Genomic DNA, 16,334 nt, shown 5'->3' with positions numbered 1-16,334 from the left:
GTCGGACCCTGATATCCGCCCTGAGGCGGGGACCGGGGAAGCGTTCGAGGCGGGCGGCCCCGAAGATCAGGGGAGTCTAGGGGGTCGACCCTGATGCCCCGCTCGGCCGGGCGTGTGAACATCGATGGCATGCCGGAAGCCGCAGCACCGCCACTCGCCGAACCGCGGCCGCCGCGCAAGCTCTACCGCAGCAGTGACGGACGCTGGCTCGGGGGCGTGGCGCGGGGGCTGGCCGGGCATCTCGGCCTGCCCGTCATCTGGGTGCGGCTCGTCTTCGTCGGCCTGTTCATGGCGGACGGCCTCGGCGCGCTGCTGTATGCCGCGTTCTGGTTCTTCGTGCCGCTCGGCGTCGGCGGTGTCGACGCGCAGCGGCCTTCCCCCTTCGCCACCGAGACCGCGGCCGACGGCCGCCGCAGACTCGTAGCCCGCAAGCCGGACAAGGGACAGATCGTCGCGCTGCTGCTGATGGTGGCCGTGGCGATGGTCTTCGTCGGCAGCGTGGATCTGGGCAACGGCGCCAAGGCCTATCTGCTGCCCGCCGTACTGGTCGGCGCCGGCGTCGCCCTGGTCTGGCGCCAGGCGGACAACGCCCGCCGGGCCCGCTGGATGGAGGTCGGCCGGCATCGGCGCACCCTCACCCTGCTGCGGGCCGCGGGCGGCGTCGTGCTGGTCACGGCCGGCGTCTCCGGCATCTTCGTCCTCCAGGGCTCCGCCGCCCACCTCGGCTCCGTCCTGCAAGCGGCCCTCGCGGTCCTCGTCGGCATAACGCTCCTCGCGGGGCCGTATCTGGTCCGGATGACCCAGGACCTCTCCGAGGAACGCCTGATGCGCATCCGCGCCCAGGAGCGCGCCGAGGTCGCCGCGCACGTCCATGACTCGGTGCTGCACACCCTGACCCTGATCCAGCGCAACGCGGAGAACGCGAACGAGGTCCGCCGCCTCGCCCGCGCCCAGGAGCGCGACCTGCGCACCTGGCTCTACAAGCCCGAGGGCACCGGCAAGGACGAGGCGGACGAGCCGGCGAACCTCGCCGACGCCGTGCGGCGCAACGCCGCCGAGGTGGAGGACAAGCACGGCGTCCCCATAGAGGTGGTGGTCGTCGGCGACTGCCCGCTCGACGAGAGAATCGGCGCACAGATGCAGGCCGCGCGCGAGGCGATGGTGAACGCCGCGAAGTACGGTGGCGAGGGCGGCGCCGTGCAGGTCTACGCCGAGGTGGAGGGAAAGACCGTCTTCGTGTCCGTCCGGGACCGCGGTCCGGGCTTCGACCTCGACTCGATACCCGCCGACCGCATGGGCGTTAGAGAATCGATCATCGGCCGCATGGAGCGCAACGGCGGTACGGCCCGACTGCGGGCGGTGCCCGACGGCGGCACGGAGGTCGAGCTGGAGATGGAGAGGGCGGAGAAGACGTCATGAGCGAGCCGACCGAGGCGAACGAGCCGGTGGAGCCGACCGGCGGGAGCACGGGCGAGCGGCATGTGCGCGTGGTCCTCGTCGACGACCACCGGATGTTCCGTACCGGAGTCCAGGCCGAGATCGGCCGCACCGAGCAGACCGGAGTCGAGGTCGTCGGCGAGGCCGCGGACGTCGACCAGGCGGTCACGGTCATCACCGCGACCCGGCCCGAGGTGGTCCTTCTCGATGTGCACCTCCCGGGCGGCGGCGGGGTCGAAGTCCTGCGCCGCTGCGCCCCGTTGATGGCCGACGCAGAGCAGCCCGTGCGCTTTCTCGCGCTGTCCGTCTCGGACGCGGCGGAGGACGTCATCGGGGTGATCCGCGGCGGTGCGCGCGGCTATGTGACGAAGACGATCACCGGCACGGACCTGGTCGACTCCATCTTCCGGGTCCAGGACGGCGACGCGGTGTTCTCGCCACGCCTCGCCGGGTTCGTGCTGGACGCGTTCGCGTCGACGGACGCGCCGCCGGTCGACGAGGACCTGGACCGGCTCACCCAGCGCGAGCGGGAGGTGCTGCGGCTGATCGCGCGGGGGTACGCGTACAAGGAGATCGCCAAGCAGCTCTTCATCTCCGTGAAGACGGTCGAGTCCCATGTCTCGGCGGTGCTCCGCAAGCTCCAGCTCTCGAACCGGCACGAGCTGACCCGGTGGGCCACGGCGCGGCGTCTGGTGTGAGCCGGGGCCCGGCGCGGGGCGCGATGCCGGGGTGCCGGCTCACACCACCCGCGTCGCCCCCGCGAACGGCATCTCGTCCAGCGGGGCCACCCGGACCGGGGCCGAGGGGTTCGGGGCGTGGATCATCTGGCCGTTGCCGATGTACAGGCCGACGTGGCTGATGCTGGAGTAGAAGAACACCAGGTCGCCCGGGAGCAGTTCGGAGCGGGAGACACGGCGGCCGGCGTCGATCTGGGAGTAGGTCGTGCGGGGCAGGGAGATGCCCGCCGAGCGGTAGGCGGCCTGGGTGAGGCCGGAGCAGTCGAAGGCGTTCGGGCCGGTCGCGCCCCAGACGTAAGGGCTGCCGAGTTTGGCGTAGGCGTAGGAAATGGCGTCCGCCGCCCGGGAGTTGGGCGCCTGGACGGTGGCGGTCAGGGCGTCGCGGGCGCTTGTCGAGGAGCGGGCGGCGCGGTCCGTGCCGCTGTGCTGGAGCCGGGCCCGCTCCTCGGCGGTCAGCCGCGCCAGCAGGGTGCGGGCGGTGTCCAGCTTGCCGGTGATCGTCTTCTTGTGGCGTTTCAGCTCGGCCTGGCGGGACTTCAGCGAGGTCAGTTCGATGTGGGCGGCGCCGCGCAACTGCTCGATCTCGCGTAGTTGCCTGCGGACGCTCGCCACGGAGGCCGCCTGGCGGTTGCCGGCGCGTTCGGCGAACTCCGCGCCGTCGAGATAGCGGTCGGGGTCCTCGGAGAGCGCGAGCTGGAGGGCCGGGTCGAGGCCGCCGTCGCGGTAGTGTGCCGCGGCCATCGAACCGAGTGCGTCCCGAGCCGAGTTGAGCTCGTCCGTCCTGCGGGCGGCCTCGTCCTGGAGCGCCCTGACGCGCTGCTCGGCCGCGTCCGCCTTCTCCTTCGCCCCGTTGTACTTCTCGGTGGCGACCTCCGCCTCCTGGTACAGCTTGTCCACCTTCGCCTTCACCTGCGCCGGTGTGAGCTGCGGGTCGGCGTGCCCGGTCCCGTCGAAGCCCGTCGCCGTCGCCGCGCCCGCGAGTGCGATCGTCCATGCCGTGCGGGCCGTACTGCCGCCGACACTGCCGATACCGCCGGCCGAGCGCCGACGGGGCTTTCGGTGCGCTGCCACGTGGACTGCACGTCCTTTCGTACGACCGCCTCGCCCCGCGTACGCCCGCCCCGCGGGAGCGGCGGGTGTACGAGCGCCTGGGGGGAGCGGACGTACGACCGCCCGGGGGCGGGTGACGCGTCCGGCGGCGGCCGGCACAGGGGGAGCAGGCCGCCGCCGGACCTTTTTCGGCGGTGGTGTCCGACTGCCGCCCCTGGCCCGGGCGGCGGTGGGGAGCCGGTCACCTGGTGGAGGACGCTAAACCTCGCCGTGTCGGGTCGGTGACGGGTTGTGCGGAACTGCTGGGAGCGGACCGCGGGTGACCGTAAGTGAGCTTGATCCCGAGAAGAGGGCGTCGTGTTCACGCTGAGTGCTGACCGATGTGGCGGTTCAGCGGGTGCGTGGGGGCCGCGGGGTGCTATGGCGCGCATATATGCGGGACCGAGGGTGGGGCGGGCACGTACAGGGCGGTGTCGGGTGGACTCTCCGTGGTGGCTAGGCTCCGGCTCCATGGACGTACTCATCCACCTGTTCGTCGGTCTGCACATCATCGGCATCGCCGCGCTGCTCGGTGGCTTCTTCACCCAGATGAAGGCGATGGGGCAGGGCACCGCCCGGTTCGTGCCCGCGATGCTGCACGGCGCGCTGACCATGCTGGTCACCGGGGTGATCCTCGTCGGCCTCAACCAGGCGGACGACCAGTCCGTCAACAACATCAAGATCGGCGTGAAGCTGGCGCTGCTGATCGTGATTCTCGGGCTCGTCTATGTGAAGCGGGACGAGGAGACGGTGGACAAGCGGCTCTTCGGGGCGGTCGGGCTGCTGACCATGGCGAACGTCTTCATCGCCGTGCTGTGGACCTGACGCCGGTCTCGGGAGGCGGTGCTCCGGTGCCGTCCCCGGATGGGCGGCGGGTGTAGCTCCGTACGGCGGCTGCGGTGGCCGCGAGCCATGCCGCCACGGCGATCCACGTCAGTGCCTCGCCCGGGGTCTCGAGCCATGGGACGTCCAAGGCGGTGGCGACGGAGAGCGTCGCCGCGGCCGTCATTGCCATGGGGAACACGGTCGCCCAGCGGCGTACGTCGTAGCGCGGGCGTGGCCACAGGAACTCGGCGATGAGCAGGACGGCGTACCAGGTCAGGTCGAGGACGAGCAGGGCGGCGGTCACCTTGCGCAGGATGTCGGTGTCGTCGTTGTTCCAGAGGTACAGGTCGGGGCTCTCGGCGCCGAGGAGCTTCGAGCCGGCGAGGGCGGAGATGGCCATGGCGCCGCCCGCCACCCAGTGGTCGCCGGCGCCTCGGGCGATCTGGCGCAGGTCGAAGCGGGCCAGGGCGACGGCGTAGAGGACCAGGCCGAGCCAGAAGAGGGCCAGAGCCATGTGGGCCGGCCAGGCCGTCTTCTCGGCGGCGGCGACTGTCGCGGCCAGGACGGCGAGCCCTTGGGTGGCCACGCAGCCCAGGAAGACCGCGCCGGGCATGCGGTGGTTCCAGCGGCGTACGACGGTCAGGAGGAGGCCGGGCCAGAACAGGGCCGCCAGCGCCAGGAGCGCCTCGGCGAGGGGCTCCCAGCCGAGGGAGGTGAAGCGGGTGCCGAGGACCGCGGTCGCGGCGATGCCGGTCAGGGCGGCGGGGGTGGCCGCCTCCTTGAGCCATCGGGGGCGGTCCCACAGGAGGCGGGCGATGAAGTCCCCGGCGAGGGCGAGCCAGGCCACGCAGGCCAGGCCGAGGGCGATTCGGGACAGGGTTTCGTAGCCCGACTGGTGCAGGGCTACCGAGATGACGCCGGTGGCCATGACGGCGGCGCCGGCTGTGGGGGGTCGCTGCGACCACCAGGTGTGCAGGGGGGAGGTGGGGGTGGTGCTGGCGGGCATGGGGCCGATGCTATGGGCGTGGTGGGGCTGTGAGGGGTGCCTGCGGCGGCCTGTGGGGCTGAGTGGGGGTGCGTGTAGCGCATACGGGTGCGTTCACCCGCAGCCTGCGCGGCGTAGCGTTTCACGCGCGCGTGCCCGAGAGACGGCCACGCGCGCGTGCGTGAGCGTCAAGCGGGGCGGACCACGCTGTGGATCGACGACTCGCCGTCGTAGTAGATCGACTCCTCGCGGACGTAGGTGCCGGGCTTCGGGGCGTGGATCATCATGCCGTTGCCGATGTAGATGCCCACGTGGGTGACGTCGTCGTAGAAGAAGATCAGGTCGCCGGGTCGGGCATTGGCCAGGGAGACCGTGGTGCCTGCGTTGACCTGGTCGTAGGTGACGCGGGGGATGTCCACGCCGGCGGCCTTCCAGGCGGCCTGGGTGAGGCCGGAGCAGTCGTAGGAGTCGGGGCCGGTGGCGCCCCAGACGTACGGCTTGCCCATCTGGGAGCGGGCGAAGGCCAGGGCCTTCTCGGCCTTGGTGGCGTACGAGGAGTCCGAGGAGGACGAGGAGGACGAGTCCGAGGTGCCGGAGTCGGCCGGGGGCTCGGTGGTCTCCTGCTGCTGGGCGGCGGCCTCCTGGCGCTCGCGCTCGGCCTCGGCCTCCGCCTGCTGTCGGGCCAGCTCGGCGGCCTTGCGCGCCGCCTCCTCCTGCTTGCGCTTCTCGATCGCGGCGAGGCGGGCCTTTTCCTCCGCCGTCAGCTTCGAGAGAAGTTCGCGTGCGTCGGAGAGCTTCTGCTGGACCGTGGTCTTGGCGGTCTGCAGGTCGTTCTGCGACTCCGTGAGCGTCTGGAGGCTCTGGGTGGCCTCCTGGCGCTTCTTCATCGTCGCGGACTGCTGGGTGAAGTACTCGTCGACCGACTCCTGTTGACGGGCCGTCATGCGACCCATCAGCTGGTTCTGGTCGAAGTAGTCCTGCGGGGTGTCCGCCAGGAGGAAGGTCGCCGTGTCGGGCGCGGTGGCTCCGGTGCGGTACTGGGCGGCGGCGGAGCGGCCGAACTCCTCGCGCGCGTCGTTGAGCTTCTGGGTGCGCTGGGCGACGTCGTCGAGGAGGGTGTCGACGCGCTTGCGCTGCTTCGCGGTCTTCTCCTTGGCCGCGTTGTACTTCTCCGTCGCCGACTCCGCCTGGCGGTAGAGGTCGTCGACTTTCTTCTCGACCTCTTCGAGGCTGGGCTTGTCGTCCGTGGAGGGGCTCGCGTCGGCCGTCTGGGACAGCAGGGCCACGGACGTGAGGGCCGCCGTGGCGAGGGCGGGGGTCCGTATGCCGGCTACGCGCGTACTCGCGGGACGCGACTTGCGGTGCGACGCCAAGGGAGGCGACTCCTTCCATGCTCCGCCTACCGAGTTAGCTGTCGGGTTCGGGCGGGTGCTTCGGAAGGGTTGCCCTACGGCCTTTCCCGGGAGGGGAGTTCGGCCGATTCACCCCAAGGTCGTTGGGTCCCCGGCTCCGGTCGCCATGGCGTGCCGGACTCAGCGGAGGCCGTGCGGCCCGGCGTCGTTCGCCGGTGGAGGTCGTACGGCCTGTCCGGCACCGTAGCCAACTCGTGTGGCCCCTGTGAAGGTTGATGTTCGATATGCCCGATACATTTTCGTGACCTTGGGGCGAAGGGCTGTGGAAGGGGGTCGGTCTGGGAGGGTCTGTGACGGCTTGCACGTGTCTCGCAGGTCGTGAGGGTGCCGTTGCGGAGGGTGAGAGGCGGTTCGGGTGAGGCGGTCCGGAAGATCATCGGGCGACGAAACAGGCGATGTTCTCGGGGTGGCCGCGGGCTGTCAGTGGGGCGGCCTAGACTCGGAGAGCGATGAGCAGCCTCTTTGACGACAGCTTCCTGGCGGACCTCCAGGCCCCTCGGGCCCACGAGGAAGAGCCCCCGCCGCCGCCCGAGGACGATCACGCTCCGGAGCCGGTTCCGGACGATCTGTTCGGTGGGAAGTTCGACGTGCCGCCGGACCGGGACGCCTACTACCGCGACGGCGCCCCACGCCCGGCCATCGACGCCGCGGCACTGCTGGACGGGCTGAACGAGAACCAGCGCGCGGCCGTCGTCCACTCCGGCACCCCGCTGCTCATCGTGGCCGGCGCCGGATCCGGCAAGACCCGGGTGCTCACCCATCGCATCGCCCATCTGCTCGCCGAGCGCAGCGTGCACCCGGGGCAGATCCTCGCGATCACCTTCACCAACAAGGCCGCGGGCGAGATGAAGGAGCGCGTCGAGCAGCTCGTCGGGCCGCGGGCGAACGCGATGTGGGTGATGACCTTCCACAGCGCCTGCGTGCGCATCCTGCGGCGGGAGAGCAAGAAGCTCGGGTTCACCTCCTCCTTCTCGATCTACGACGCCGCCGACAGCAAGCGGCTGATGGCGCTGGTCTGCCGCGATCTGGACCTCGACCCCAAGCGGTTCCCGCCCAAGTCCTTCAGCGCCAAGATCAGCAACCTGAAGAACGAGCTGATCGACGAGGAGGACTTCGCCGCCCAGGCCACGGACGGCTTCGAGAAGACCCTCGCCCAGGCCTACGCCCTGTACCAGTCGCGGTTGCGGGAGGCCAACGCCCTCGACTTCGACGACCTGATCATGACGACGGTCAATCTGCTGCGCGCCTTCCCGGACGTCGCCGAGCACTACCGCCGCCGCTTCCGGCACGTCCTCGTGGACGAGTACCAGGACACCAACCACGCCCAGTACGCGCTGGTGCGCGAGCTCGTCGGCACCCGCGAGCACCCCGTCGACGTGCCGCCGAGCGAGTACGACATCCCGCCCGCCGAGCTGTGTGTCGTGGGTGACGCCGACCAGTCGATCTACGCCTTCCGGGGCGCCACCATCCGCAACATCCTGCAGTTCGAGGAGGACTACCCGGACGCGACGACGATCCTGCTGGAGCAGAACTACCGCTCCAGCCAGACGATCCTGAGCGCCGCCAACGCCGTCATCGAGCGCAACGAGTCCCGCCGTCCCAAGAACCTGTGGACCAACGCGGGCGCGGGCGCGCGCATCACCGGCTATGTCGCCGACACCGAGCACGACGAGGCGCAGTTCGTCGCCGACGAGATAGACCGACTGACGGACGCGGGGGACGCGAAGGCCGGCGACGTGGCCGTCTTCTACCGTACGAACGCCCAGTCCCGTGTCTTCGAGGAAGTCTTCATCCGCGTCGGCCTGCCCTACAAGGTCGTCGGCGGGGTTCGGTTCTACGAGCGCAAGGAGGTCCGGGACGTCCTGGCCTACCTGCGGGTGCTGGCCAACGCCGAGGACTCGGTGCCGCTGCGGCGGATCCTGAACGTGCCCAAGCGGGGCATCGGCGACCGCGCCGAGGCGATGATCGACGCCCTCGCGCAGCGGGAGAAGATCAGCTTCCCGCAGGCGCTGCGGCGGGTCGACGAGGCGTACGGCATGGCCGCGCGGTCGGCCAACGCCGTCAAGCGGTTCAACACGCTGATGGAGGAGCTCCGTACGATCGTCGAGTCCGGCGCGGGACCGGCGACCGTCCTGGAGGCGGTGCTCGAGCGGACCGGCTATCTCGCCGAGTTGCAGGCGTCCACCGACCCCCAGGACGAGACCCGGATCGAGAACCTCCAGGAACTCGCCGCCGTCGCCCTGGAGTTCGAGCAGGAGTCGGGCGAGGGCGAGGCCGCCGGCGGGCTCGCGGACTTCCTGGAGCGGGTCGCGCTCGTCGCCGACTCCGACCAGATCCCCGACGAGGACGAGGAAGGCGCCGGCGTCATCACCCTGATGACCCTGCACACCGCCAAGGGCCTGGAGTTCCCGGTCGTCTTCCTCACCGGCATGGAGGACGGCGTCTTCCCGCACATGCGCGCCCTCGGCCAGACCAAGGAGCTGGAGGAGGAGCGGCGGCTCGCCTACGTCGGCATCACGCGCGCGCGTGAGCGGCTGTATCTGACGCGGTCCGCGATGCGCAGCGCGTGGGGCCAGCCGTCGTACAACCCGCCGTCCCGCTTCCTGGAGGAGATCCCGACACAGCACGTGGACTGGAAGCGCACGGGCGCCGCCGCGCCGGTCTCCTCCGGTCCGGCGTCCGGGGTGGCCGCCTCGCTGTCCTCGTCCCGCTCGCGCTCCTCGGCCTCGGGCGCGTCCGGCTTCGCCACGCGCCGCACCTCGGAGAAGCCGGTGGTGCAGCTCGCGGTCGGGGACCGGGTCACGCACGACCAGTTCGGGCTGGGCACGGTGACGGCGGTGAAGGGCTCGGGTGCGGGCGCCGAGGCGACGATCGACTTCGGGGACACCAAGCCCAAGCGGCTGCTGCTGCGGTATGCGCCGGTGGAGAAGCTGTAGCACTCACGACTGTGCGCCCCTGCCGAGGGCGGGGCGCACAAGGTCGTGGTCACGCGTCGCTGAGGTGGCTCACGTCGGGTCGAGGCCGTGGCTGCGGAGCCAGGGCAGTGGGTCTATCGCCGAGCCGCCGCCGGGCCGGACCTCGAAGTGCAGGTGCGGGCCCGTCGAGTTGCCGGAGTTGCCGGAGTACGCGATCGGGTCGCCGGCCTTGACCGTCGTACCGGAGGCGACACGGTAGCTGGAGAGGTGGCAGTACCACGTCTCCGTGCCGTCCTTCGCGGTCACGATCATCATGTTGCCGTAGGCGCTGTTCCACTGCGTCCGCACGGTGCCGTCGGTCGCGGCCATCACGGTCGTGCCGTACGAGACGGGGAAGTCGATGCCGGTGTGCACGGACATCCAGTTGATTCCGGACTGCCCGAAATAGGCGCTCAGGCCGTGGTTCGCGACCGGGATCGCGAACTTGGGGCGCAGCCGCTCCTTGCGGGCCGCCTCCTCGGCGGCCTTGCGCTTCTCGGCCGCCTGCTGGGCCTTGAGGTCGATGCGCTCCTGGGTACGGCTGGCACGGTCGGCGAAGTCGTCGGCGCCGGCGGAGAGGCTCTCGAGCTGGGTGTCCAGCTTGTTGTTCGCGGTGGACGGCTTCACGGCCTCGCCGTCCGAGGCCAGCGTGGACGCGTCCTTGTCGTCGGTCAGGCTGCCGACGGAGGCGGCGGCGATGCCCGCGACGCCCATCACGCACGCCGAGGGCACGGCGACCGTCAGCAGCGCGGAGCGCTTGGGGGGCGTACGGCGACGGGAACGTGCCCCGCTGCGGGAGGCGGCGCGCGGCGAGGGGGCCGGGGTGGACTCCTCCTGGCCGTCGAGGAGGGGAGCCGGGGCGGGGAGTTCGCCGGTGGTGGTCAACTCGGCGTCGTGCTGGGCCGGGTGGTCGTACGCGGCGGGATCGTCGTACGGCGACGGGTCGTCGTAGCCCGTGGGGCCGGTGTGCTCGATCTGCTCGAAGTGCGCGGTGGCCTGCTGGTCGAAGGATTCTGCTGGCTGCTCGTAGTCGCCGGTCGTGTGCCCGGTGGCGCCGTCGGAGTTCCACTGCGTGGCGTCGTACGCCCCGGTGTCGAAGGTCTGCGTGCCCCATTCCCAGTGCTGGGTCCGGTCGGCCGGGGCGCCGGACTGGTCCGTCTGGAGCCAGGCGTTCGCGTCCCACTGGCCGGAGACGTCATGGCCGTTGGCCTGCTGCGGAACGAAGGCCAGGCGCTCGTGGTCGGTCGTCCAGGCCGCGGTGTCGTACGCGCCGCTGTCGTAGCCGGCGTGGTGCTGGGCCGCGTAGGCGTCGTAGTTCGGGGTGTGGTGGTTGCCCGTGGACCACTGCGTGGCGTCGTACGCGCCCGTGCTCTCGCCGGGGAGACTGCCGAACAGGGGGTCCGCGTCGAAGGTGGGGGCGGCGTGGCCGGCGGTGGCAAAACCGTTGGAGTCGTAGCCGGCGTACGTGGTGGAGTCACCGTAGTGGGCTTCCTGGGCGCCGTACGACGCGTAGTGCGCCTGGGCGGCATCGGAAGCCGAAGCCGGAGACGTCATGGTCCCCGACGGGTGACGATCGTTCACCAACTTCTCTCTCGCCTCGACAACAGGGGCTGCCAGAGCAGTGCGGCGACTGTACCCGGCGGTACGCGGGCACGACAATCTTCGGCAGGTTTCGCGCGCGCAGGAAACGGGCATTCGGCCGTGTTTTGGCGGACTGCGGGCGCGAGTTTGGTCTTGTGTTCGAAGATTGTTCGAAGTTGGACGGCCGTCGGGGCTCGTGTGATCGGTGGCTACGCCACGGTCAGTCCGTCGGCCTTGGCGGCGGTCTCGGCTCCGGTTCCGGTGGTGTCGAGGGCCTGCCGGATTCCGGTGGCGACGGCGGGGTGCACCGGCAGGGCGAGATGGCCGACGCCGCTCACGCGGACGTTCTGCGCCAGCAGGTCCGGGTGGTCGACGCAGGCCGTCTCCAGCGGGTCCATCAGATGGTCGAGGTCGCTCCAGAAGCTCACGAAACGCGTACGGCAGCCGGGCGCGGGGCGGGCCAGCTCCTCGAGGATCGGTGAGCCGGGGCGCATCTGGCGCACGATGGGGTGCGCGTTGGCCAGTGGGACGACACGGGTGCCGGAGTGCGGGGTGCCGAGCGTGACAAGCGTGCGGACCCTGCGGTCACCGCCGAGGCGCTGCACGTAGTAGCGCGCTATCAGCCCGCCGAGGCTGTGCCCGACGACGTCGACCTGCCGGCTGCCGGTGCGCTCGCAGATCCCCTCTATGTGCCGGCCGAGCAGTTCGGCGGCGGTGCGGATGTCGCAGGTCAGCGGGGAGTAGTTGAGCGACTCGACCTGGTGCCTGCCGTGCTGGGCCAGGCTGCGGCGCAGCAGGACGAAGACCGAGCGGTTGTCGATGAAGCCGTGCAGCAGGACGACGGGGGGTTTGGTCTCGGTCGGCAGCTGAGTGGCGTCCGGTGGGGGGAGCGCGGGGGTGGTCCGGCGCTCCTGGGTGATGCCGGAGGGGTAGAGGAGGAGATGGCCGGCGAGGATCGCGATCTCCAGGGCGGTCGCCTTCAGCAGGGCCAGGGAGAGGCCGGCGAGCCTGCTCGGGAGCAGGCGCCGGTAGAGCGGGAGAAAGGGGAGTGCTGCCCCGGTGACCTTCATGGCCGACCTCCTTGCGGCACGTAGGAGGACGGCTCCGGCCCCCGTGTGCCCTCGTGGGAAGTCGCGGCGGAGGTGCCGGCGGGGGCATGAAGAGGGCGCGTGGGGCAAGCGAGGCGCGCGCTGCGTGAGCCGGCCCTGGTGGCCTTGGTGCGCCCATGACCTGGCGGGGCTCCCTGCCGGTGTGGCGACGAGGCTTCCCCGCTGTCGTGCCTTACCTGCCCTACGTGCCCTTCGTGCCACCGTCGATGCGCCGCACCCCCACGTCGCGCGGCCCTGCGGCGCGGTGGTGCGGCGACCTCGTTGCGGCTCCCGTTGCGCTTGGTCCCGCTGTGACGCGCGTGCCGCGGACTGCTGCGGCCCGTGTGCCGCAGAGATGTGGAACGGTGCGCGGCGAACGTGTCCCACCGTGTGATTTCCCCCTCTGTCTGCACCGCGAAACTGCCGGTTGCGGGATGCTGGCGATAACGTTCGTTCACTTCTTCGGGCAGCGTGGCCCGGGGCGTCCGTGCCGCGGCGGCGCAATACTCGGATATGAGCGGTGCTCGTCGGTGCGGATGGATGTAGTCGCTTCATGGAGGCAGTGATGGGTGTGGCAGCCGGTCCGATCCGCGTGGTGGTGGCCAAGCCTGGACTCGACGGCCACGATCGTGGGGCCAAGGTGATCGCGCGAGCGCTGCGCGACGCCGGTATGGAGGTCATCTACACCGGGCTTCACCAGACCCCCGAGCAGATCGTCGACACCGCGATCCAGGAGGATGCCGACGCGATCGGCCTGTCCATCCTCTCCGGGGCCCACAACACCCTCTTCGCCGCGGTGATCGACCTCCTCAAGGAGCGTGAGGCCGAGGACATCCTCGTCTTCGGCGGCGGGATCATCCCCGAGGACGACATCTCCCCGCTGAAGGAGAAGGGCGTCGCGGAGATCTTCACGCCCGGGGCCACCACTCAGTCGATCGTGGACTGGGTGCGGGCGAATGTGCGTCAGCCGGCGGGAGCCTAGGCCGACAGGGCTCGCCCTCAGAAGCCGGCCGGACCGGGTGGTTCCAGCTCTTTGATCATGGCCCCTCGCAGGCGCAACGTCGTGACCAGCCGCTGGAACGCCTCCGCCCAGTACCCGCCGGCCCCCGGCGACGCGTCCTCCGGCTCGTCCGGCACGGCCAGCAGGCCGTCCAGGCGGCTCGCCTCGGCCGGGTCCAGACAGCGCTCGGCCAGGCCCATCACTCCACTGAAACTCCATGGATAACTCCCCGCGTCCCGCGCGATGTTGAGCGCGTCGACCACCGCCCGCCCGAGCGGCGCGGCCCACGGCGCCGCACACACCCCGAGCAGCTGAAACGCCTCCGACAGACCGTGCGTCGCGATGAACCCCGCGACCCACTCGGCCCGCTCCGCCGGGCCCAGCGTGCCCAGCAGCTTCGCTCGCTCGGCCAGCGACACCGCCCCCGGACCGCCGGCCTCGGGGGCCGAGGGCGAACCGAGCAGCGCCCTGGCCCACTCGGCGTCCCGCTGCCGCACCGCCGCCCGGCACCACGCCGCGTGCAACTCGCCCCGCCAGTCGTCCGTCACCGGCAGCGCCACGATCTCCCGGGGCGTACGCCCGCCCAGCCGGCCCGGCCAGGTGCTCAGCGGCGCCGCCTCCACCAACTGACCGAACCACCACGACCGTTCACCCCGGCCCGCCGGAGCCTTGGCCACGACCCCGTCGCGCTCCATGGACGCGTCGCACTCGTGCGGCGCCTCGACGCCGATCGCCGGCCCGTCCCCCGTGTGATCCAGCGCAACGCAGGCCCCGGCCCGCACCGCCATCCGTGCCGCGAGCGCCGAACCCGGCAGGGCCGACAGCAGCTCCGCCGCCGTCGCCCGGACGTTGCGGCTCCGGTCGGCCAGCGCCTGCTCCAGGAACGGCTCGTCCTCCGGGCCCAGCCCGGTCCGCAGCGAGTCGAGGAACATCAACCGGTCCTCGGCCCGCTCCGTCGCCCACGTCGTGGTCAGCAGCTCGCGCGCGGCGCCGGGCTCGCGTGCGCGTATCGCGGACAGCAGGGCGACCCGCTCCGCGAACAGCCCCTCCTGCCACAACTGTCGGACCTTGGCCGAGTCGTCGAGACGCGGCAGCGCCGCGCCGCCTCCCGGAGTCGCGCGCAGGGCGAACCGCCAGTCCGGGTTGAGCCGGGCGAGCCACACCGCGCGCGGGCCCGCGAAGGTCAGCGCCGCCGGGCGCAGGTCCGTACGCCCTCGTGCCGCGTCCAGCAACGCGGGCAGCACCTCGGGGGGTGGGGCGAGGCCCCGGTCGTTCGCCCTCGCGAGCCACTCCGGCAGCAGCTCCACCAGGTCGGGCGAGGTGCCTCTGCGGCCGCCGCCGGCCGCGCCGGGACGGTCGGCCAGCAGCATCGCCAGCCGGCGGGCCGCCGCCGGGGGCAGCGCCGGGCGCGGATCCTCGGGCGCCGGCTGCGGACGCTGTGCCGCCGGCGCCGGCCGCAGCCCGGCCCGCCGCCGCACGGTCTCCGCGGCCGCCGCGTCCAGCAGGGCCACCGGCGCCTCCCGGCCCGGCGCACAGCCCGGTGGCGTACGCCGGTCCGTCCCGAGCAGCGCCGCCGTGACGAGCTCCTCCCAGGCGCTGGCCGCCGGCGAATCCACGGGAACGGAGGGACTGTTCATGGGGTCATTCCTCTCTTTCTCAGTGCTGGATGCCGCCGTGGGAAGGGGTGGGGGATGGGCGGCATGGGTGGGCCGGGTGGTCGCTCAGTACAGCTGTACGGCGTCGCCCGCGCCCTGTGGCCAGGCCGTCAGCGGGGTGAAGCCGCGGTGGCCGCACTCGCCGAACACCTTCACCGGCGCACCACCGGACAGCGCGACCAGACGCCACAGGCCCGGGCGGGCGCGGGCGGCCGGGGTGAGCGGCAGGGCCGTGTCCGCGTCGGCGTCCGCGAGCTGCCACGAGGTGCCGTCCGGGGTCGGTATGACCCGGTCCAGGGTCACCGGGACGGAGTCCAGCCACGGGTCGTCGCGGAGCGCCACGCCGTAGCGGGCGGTCGCCTCGGCCGTGGTCAGGCCCGGTGGCCGTATCGCCGCGGGAGCAGGCGCTGCGAACTGCTCGCCCAGGGCCGCTCGGAGCTGGCCGGCACCCGGGTACGCCGTCAGCTCCGCGTCCAGGGCCAGCCCCACCGGCAGCGTCAGCTCGGGGGCGCGGCCGGCGGCGCCGTAGGAGAGGAGCAGCGCGGTGCGGCCCGAGTCCGCGCCGTGCAGCCAGATCCGGCGGGTCGTCAGTTTCACGTCGGCCGTGTCGTACTGGGCGAGGACCAGCCAGCGGTCCCGCACGGGTGGGCCGTCCGCCGAGGCGGGCAGGCCGATACGGGAGCGGACCGTGTCCGCCAGACCGGCGGGCAGGCGCTCGCGGCGCAGCCAGCCCTGGTCGAGGAGGTGGAGCAGGGCGCACTCCTCCAGCAGACGGACCGGCCAGCCGGGGCCGGACGCCGGGATCGCACCCAACTCCCGGACCCGCGCGGCCAGTCCCGGTGCCTGGGCGTCGACCATGCGGGCCGCCGTCTCCTCCCACAGCCCGTACCCCGACTGTTCCGCGCCGGCCAGACCGCCGCGCAGCAGATCCGTCAGACGCTGCTCCAGCTCCGTGGCCCCTGCCGTGACCCGCACCGCCCGGCGCTCGGCCCTGCGCCGTGCCGCCTCCGGATCAGCGGAGCCCGTCGAGGAACCGGACGCGTCCGCCGACCGCTTGTCCTCGGCGCGCTGCCTTCTCCCCTTTATCCACTCTTCCGCCCAGTCCGGCGGCTGCCCCGGCGGCACCGCACCGTCCCCGCCCGCCCAGAGCAGCAGCAGCCCGAGAGCGTGCTTGCACGGGAACTTCCGGCTCGGGCAACTGCACTTGTACGCGGGCCCGGACGCGTCCGCGATGTCGATGACCGTCTGATACGGCTTGCTGCCACTGCCCTTGCACAGCCCCCACACCGTCCCTTCGTCGGCACTGCCCGCCTCGGACCACGGCCCCGCCGCCCCGAGTTTGCTTCCCGCTTTGCGCGACGCGGCGTCAGGCGCCAGTGCCAGCACCTGATCCGCGGTCCAGCGCACCCCCTGCTGAGTCATGCCATCGAAGGTAGGTCCCACCACTGACAATCGGTCCGGCGGACGCTCCCGCGAGGGCATTTGTGCAGGTCGGAGCGCGTTGTCAGTGGCGTGGTGCACGGTTGGTGCCAGATCCGAGAACGGCTGAACCGGCCGAGCTGGAGGGGGAC

The 16,334-nt window shown here is 71.8% G+C and carries 12 protein-coding genes and 1 riboswitch; of the genes, 5 read left to right on the top strand and 7 right to left on the bottom strand.

The window, feature by feature from the left end:
* Window positions 1–93: 93 nt before the first annotated feature.
* Both IM697_RS40140 and IM697_RS40135 read left to right on the top strand, forming a co-directional pair.
* Complete coding sequence (locus IM697_RS40140; protein WP_194041826.1) at window positions 94–1,419, top strand: ATP-binding protein; 1,326 nt, start codon at window positions 94–96, stop codon at window positions 1,417–1,419.
* Entirely contained in the window at window positions 1,416–2,135 is a 720-nt protein-coding gene (locus IM697_RS40135) for a LuxR C-terminal-related transcriptional regulator (RefSeq protein ID WP_194041824.1), read from the top strand. The genes IM697_RS40140 and IM697_RS40135 overlap by 4 nt, the downstream gene beginning before the upstream one ends.
* Window positions 2,136–2,174: 39 nt before the next feature.
* Here IM697_RS40135 and IM697_RS40130 read toward each other — a convergent pair whose 3' ends face one another.
* Entirely contained in the window at window positions 2,175–3,245 is a 1,071-nt protein-coding gene (locus IM697_RS40130; RefSeq protein WP_194041823.1) for a C40 family peptidase, read from the bottom strand.
* A gap of 489 nt (window positions 3,246–3,734) precedes the next feature.
* Between IM697_RS40130 and IM697_RS40125 the strand changes: the two genes are divergently transcribed.
* Window positions 3,735–4,088, top strand: coding sequence for a hypothetical protein (locus tag IM697_RS40125; protein WP_194041821.1), 354 nt, complete (start codon window positions 3,735–3,737; stop codon window positions 4,086–4,088).
* Here the strand turns inward: IM697_RS40125 and IM697_RS40120 are convergent.
* Both IM697_RS40120 and IM697_RS40115 read right to left on the bottom strand, forming a co-directional pair.
* On the bottom strand, window positions 4,066–5,094 hold the full coding sequence (locus IM697_RS40120) for a tellurite resistance/C4-dicarboxylate transporter family protein (protein ID WP_194041819.1): 1,029 nt from the start codon (window positions 5,092–5,094) through the stop codon (window positions 4,066–4,068). The genes IM697_RS40125 and IM697_RS40120 overlap by 23 nt on opposite strands.
* A 167-nt stretch (window positions 5,095–5,261) precedes the next feature.
* Window positions 5,262–6,446 (bottom strand): C40 family peptidase, encoded by a 1,185-nt coding sequence (locus tag IM697_RS40115; RefSeq protein ID WP_194041817.1) that lies wholly within the window; start codon window positions 6,444–6,446, stop codon window positions 5,262–5,264.
* 8 nt (window positions 6,447–6,454) lie between these two features.
* A riboswitch (cyclic di-AMP (ydaO/yuaA leader) is annotated at window positions 6,455–6,621 on the bottom strand.
* 313 nt (window positions 6,622–6,934) lie between these two features.
* Here IM697_RS40115 and pcrA point away from each other — a divergent pair.
* Window positions 6,935–9,421 (top strand): DNA helicase PcrA, encoded by a 2,487-nt coding sequence (gene pcrA / locus IM697_RS40110; protein WP_194041815.1) that lies wholly within the window; start codon window positions 6,935–6,937, stop codon window positions 9,419–9,421.
* A gap of 69 nt (window positions 9,422–9,490) precedes the next feature.
* Here the strand turns inward: pcrA and IM697_RS40105 are convergent, their stop codons facing one another.
* Both IM697_RS40105 and IM697_RS40100 read right to left on the bottom strand, forming a co-directional pair.
* Window positions 9,491–10,993, bottom strand: a complete 1,503-nt coding sequence (locus IM697_RS40105) for a M23 family metallopeptidase (RefSeq protein ID WP_228044362.1) — start codon at window positions 10,991–10,993, stop codon at window positions 9,491–9,493.
* Between the two features lie 236 nt (window positions 10,994–11,229).
* Window positions 11,230–12,090: an esterase/lipase family protein gene (locus IM697_RS40100; protein ID WP_194041811.1), complete on the bottom strand. Its 861-nt coding sequence runs from the start codon at window positions 12,088–12,090 to the stop codon at window positions 11,230–11,232.
* Between the two features lie 583 nt (window positions 12,091–12,673).
* Here IM697_RS40100 and IM697_RS40095 point away from each other — a divergent pair.
* Window positions 12,674–13,090: a coenzyme B12-dependent isobutyryl CoA mutase small subunit gene (locus IM697_RS40095; protein WP_194041809.1), complete on the top strand. Its 417-nt coding sequence runs from the start codon at window positions 12,674–12,676 to the stop codon at window positions 13,088–13,090.
* A 17-nt stretch (window positions 13,091–13,107) separates the two neighbouring features.
* On the opposite strand, the gene IM697_RS40090 is transcribed toward IM697_RS40095, so the two are convergent.
* Window positions 13,108–14,745, bottom strand: coding sequence for a DUF5691 domain-containing protein (locus IM697_RS40090; RefSeq protein WP_194041807.1), 1,638 nt, complete (start codon window positions 14,743–14,745; stop codon window positions 13,108–13,110).
* A gap of 84 nt (window positions 14,746–14,829) precedes the next feature.
* Window positions 14,830–16,185, bottom strand: a complete 1,356-nt coding sequence (locus IM697_RS40085; RefSeq protein ID WP_194041805.1) for an SWIM zinc finger family protein — start codon at window positions 16,183–16,185, stop codon at window positions 14,830–14,832.
* Window positions 16,186–16,334 lie beyond the last annotated feature (149 nt).

The organism is Streptomyces ferrugineus, assembly GCF_015160855.1.
Lineage (GTDB): Bacteria > Actinomycetota > Actinomycetes > Streptomycetales > Streptomycetaceae > Streptomyces > Streptomyces ferrugineus.
This window is presented reverse-complemented; position numbering and strand designations above follow the sequence as displayed.

Excerpts from the sequence above, each read along its gene's own strand:
- IM697_RS40140 (WP_194041826.1), top strand. The coding sequence starts at position 94 with ATGCCCCGCTCGGCCGGGCGTGTGAACATCGATGGCATGCCGGAAGCC.
- IM697_RS40135 (WP_194041824.1), top strand. The coding sequence starts at position 1,416 with ATGAGCGAGCCGACCGAGGCGAACGAGCCGGTGGAGCCGACCGGCGGG.
- IM697_RS40125 (WP_194041821.1), top strand. The coding sequence starts at position 3,735 with ATGGACGTACTCATCCACCTGTTCGTCGGTCTGCACATCATCGGCATC.
- IM697_RS40120 (WP_194041819.1), bottom strand. The coding sequence starts at position 5,094 with ATGCCCGCCAGCACCACCCCCACCTCCCCCCTGCACACCTGGTGGTCG.
- pcrA (WP_194041815.1), top strand. The coding sequence starts at position 6,935 with ATGAGCAGCCTCTTTGACGACAGCTTCCTGGCGGACCTCCAGGCCCCT.
- IM697_RS40105 (WP_228044362.1), bottom strand. The coding sequence starts at position 10,993 with ATGACGTCTCCGGCTTCGGCTTCCGATGCCGCCCAGGCGCACTACGCG.
- IM697_RS40100 (WP_194041811.1), bottom strand. The coding sequence starts at position 12,090 with ATGAAGGTCACCGGGGCAGCACTCCCCTTTCTCCCGCTCTACCGGCGC.
- IM697_RS40095 (WP_194041809.1), top strand. The coding sequence starts at position 12,674 with ATGGGTGTGGCAGCCGGTCCGATCCGCGTGGTGGTGGCCAAGCCTGGA.
- IM697_RS40090 (WP_194041807.1), bottom strand. The coding sequence starts at position 14,745 with ATGAACAGTCCCTCCGTTCCCGTGGATTCGCCGGCGGCCAGCGCCTGG.
- IM697_RS40085 (WP_194041805.1), bottom strand. The coding sequence starts at position 16,185 with ATGACTCAGCAGGGGGTGCGCTGGACCGCGGATCAGGTGCTGGCACTG.